General features: G+C 62.1%; 3 protein-coding genes and 1 pseudogene. All 4 read left to right on the top strand.

Annotation, left to right across the window (positions count from 1 at the left end; translation table 11 throughout):
* Window positions 1–384 precede the first annotated feature (384 nt).
* Window positions 385–819 carry a DUF29 domain-containing protein gene (locus CKO23_RS24370; protein WP_200336038.1) on the top strand — a complete coding sequence of 145 codons (435 nt, stop codon included), beginning with the start codon at window positions 385–387 and terminating at the stop codon, window positions 817–819.
* A 196-nt stretch (window positions 820–1015) separates the two neighbouring features.
* A pseudogene (locus CKO23_RS24365) lies at window positions 1016–1585 on the top strand (Rpn family recombination-promoting nuclease/putative transposase); the annotation flags it as partial.
* 5 nt (window positions 1586–1590) lie between these two features.
* Complete coding sequence (locus tag CKO23_RS24360; protein WP_200336036.1) at window positions 1591–1842, top strand: hypothetical protein; 252 nt, start codon at window positions 1591–1593, stop codon at window positions 1840–1842.
* 123 nt (window positions 1843–1965) lie between these two features.
* A partial coding sequence (locus tag CKO23_RS24355) for a helix-turn-helix domain-containing protein (RefSeq protein WP_242482701.1) occupies window positions 1966–2458 on the top strand: 493 nt, incomplete at its 3' end.

Raw genomic sequence — 2458 nt, 5'->3', positions numbered from 1 at the left:
GAGAGCCGTCGCGCTGCCTCGCCAACCAATCCTGGCGCGCAGTTTGAGTCAAACGCTGGGGCCTGTACAGAATCGAAGGTAAATCCCACTACGGCGAGTCAATCTGCGGTAGAACGGTTTCGCCGTGATGCGGGCGGAGATGCACTCGGGGCTCGAGGCTGTGAAATTGCGGCTCGACGCCCTTGAGATCGTGATCGTCGGCGTCAAGCGCGACCAGGCGGAGTCGTCGTTGGGGGAGTAAGCGGGCGAGTGCCGGGAATTGGGCCATCGCGGTCCGCGGTTTTGCCCACACCTTGGCTCGCGATGAGCACACTTGGGCTGTAAGCTGATAAACGACACTCCGGGGTTTCAGAGCGCCACTGCGAGCGCAAAAGGGGAGACAGCATGCACACCTACGAAGACGATGTCGTCGCATGGGCGAGCGAGCAGTCCCGGCTGCTGCGCGCCGGCCGTTTCGACCAGCTCGACATCGACCACATCGCCGAGGAGATCGAGGACGTGGGCAAGAGCGAGCAGCGCGAGCTGGCGAATCGGATGGCGGTTCTCTTGATTCATTTGCTCAAGTGGACTTATCAGCCAGAGCGTCGCGGGACAAGCTGGGAAAGCACGATTCGCGAGCAGCGGCGGGCATTGGCGCGGCGCCTCCGAAAGACTCCAAGCCTGCAAGGCAGTCTGTGTGACCCGGATTGGTGGGAGGACGCTTGGTTGGATGCGAGAACGGGTGCGGCAAGCGAAGCGGATATCGGCTTCGATGTCTTTCCGTCGAGCTGTCCTTGGTCGGCGTCCGAGGTGCTGGATCAGGACTGGCTACCGTCGTAGCTGCGGGCTTAGAGGGGAAACCAGGACGTACCACTGTTTCAGGGCGGCGCGCGATCAGGGACGGAAGGTGCCAGGCTCGGGTTTTTCAGATTGCAAGCCACAGATTGCAAGCCGAGGGTCACAAGCCGAGGGTCAGGTCTCCTGTTGCACGCTCCAGCGAATTGTCCCCGCCCCTGATGCTGGCTAGACTCGCCCCATGCACCATCGCATCGACCCCAAGATCGACTGCGTGTTCAAGGCCCTGCTGGGGGCGGAGTCCAACCGCGCGCTGCTGATCCACTTTCTCAACGCCATCCTTGGTCCCGATCTCCCGGCCCCCATCACCTGGGTGGAGATCCTCAATCCGTACAACGACAAGGAATTTCTCGACGACAAGCTCAGCATCGTCGACGTCAAGGCGCGCGATGCGCGCGACTGTCTCCATCAGATCGAAATCCAGCTCCTCGTCAATCGCGACCTGCTCGCGCGCATCCTCTACACCTGGGCCGACCTCTACGGCTCCCAATTGCAGAGCGGGCAGGATTACAGCGACCTCAAGCCCACCTACGCCATCTGGTTACTGGGCGAGAATCTGTTGGCCGACACCAGCGACTACGCCCACGACTTTCGCCTGCGCGACGCCCAGGCTCGCCCGCTCCTCGACCATGGCGGCATCTGGCTGCTGGAATTGAACAAGTTCCACACCGAACAGGTCCACACCGAGCAGGAACGCTGGCTGAAATTCTTCAAAGACGGCGAAGCCCTCGACAGTAGCGCCCTGCCGTCCTGCGGATGCGCCAAGGGCTGATCCACGACCGAGCCCGCCATCCGCGCCTCAGCCAAGGCGGACACTGGGAGCTGCTTGAACACCTCTACCTGATCTATCAACGGAAGATCCCCGACATGGCCTACACCATGGAAGAGTTTCTACGCGAAACCCACGAACTGGTGCTCGCACGCATGCCCCCGGAAGAGCGGCTTAAGGGACTTGATCCTGTCACCATCGAAGCCTGGCTGGCCAGGCAGCGCAGGGATCATTGTTGAAGGTGATGGCCCTTGGGCAAGTGACGGACTAATGGTCTAGAGTGAAAGTCCTAATACTGTTTCTGGGCGATCGATGGCATCCTACTCATCTGTCTTGAGTTTCGCCGATGAGTTGATGACACGATGCCACGCTGCACCCCGATTCCCGTTTCCCTCACCGACAAAGAACGTACCCAGTTGGAGGCGTTGGTGCGTCAGCACACCACGGCGCAGCAACTGGCGATCCGAGCCCGAATCATTCTCGCCGCCGACGCCGGCAAGGGGATGCACGAAACGGCCGCCACGTTGCAGGTCAGTCGCTCGTTGGTCCAACGCTGGCGCCGCCGCTGGCGCGAGCGCGCGGATCACCCGGTGCTCGAGCGTCTGAGCGATGAGCCGCGTTCGGGGACACCGCCGACCTTCACCCCCGAGCAGATCTGCGCCATCATCGCCCTGGCGTGCGAGCCTGCGGTCCGCGAAGGGGTGAAGCTGACGCGCTGGACCCATGCGGACTTGGCCGAAGAGGCCAAGGCGCGCGGGATCGTCGAAGACATCTCCGCGCACTCCATCGGACGCTTCTTACGCGAGATCGATCTCAAGCCGCATCGCGTACAGGGCTGGATCAACACCCCGCGCG

Source organism: Thiocystis violacea (assembly GCF_016583565.1).
GTDB classification, from domain to species: Bacteria; Pseudomonadota; Gammaproteobacteria; order Chromatiales; family Chromatiaceae; genus Thiorhodococcus; species Thiorhodococcus violaceus_A.
Note: the sequence above shows the minus strand (reverse complement) of the source record. Positions and strands in the feature narration are given on the sequence as shown.

What these genes read in the sequence shown, in the direction of transcription:
- CKO23_RS24370 (WP_200336038.1), top strand. Translation starts at nt 385, where the DNA reads ATGCACACCTACGAAGACGATGTCGTCGCATGGGCGAGCGAGCAGTCC.
- CKO23_RS24360 (WP_200336036.1), top strand. Translation starts at nt 1,591, where the DNA reads ATGCGCCAAGGGCTGATCCACGACCGAGCCCGCCATCCGCGCCTCAGC.